The sequence below is a fragment of the Methylophaga sp. SB9B genome, from assembly GCF_004832235.1.
Classification (GTDB): Bacteria; Pseudomonadota; Gammaproteobacteria; order Nitrosococcales; family Methylophagaceae; genus Methylophaga; species Methylophaga muralis.
Genome location: NZ_SSXS01000080.1, coordinates 1 through 254, shown reverse-complemented (window position 1 = coordinate 254; position 254 = coordinate 1). Strand labels below are relative to the sequence as shown.

1 protein-coding gene is annotated in these 254 nt (G+C 37.8%); it reads right to left on the bottom strand.

Annotated elements, in window-relative coordinates:
* Positions 1–128, bottom strand: a 128-nt coding sequence (locus E8Q33_RS15230) for an Lrp/AsnC family transcriptional regulator (RefSeq protein WP_136555726.1), incomplete at its 3' end; no start/stop codon positions are given.
* Positions 129–254: the final 126 nt, after the last annotated feature.

The window sequence follows — 254 nt, the reverse complement described above, 5'->3', positions numbered from 1 at the left end:
TCTTCCATTTGCTTAACGCGTCGCAGCGTTGGCGAGGGCGAGAGGTTGATCGCTTCAGCCAATTCCTGATTGGAAATTCGTCCCTGCTTTTGCAGGATCTCGAGAATCATCTGGTCATAACGATCCATTTTTCAGTCATGATTTACTCCAATAATTTATATTAAAAGCATTTTATGCTTTAAAAATTGATTTATCAGCAATTATATTTGTTATGAAGGTGATTTGAGGCAACTTTAGCAATTTAATTCTGCAGC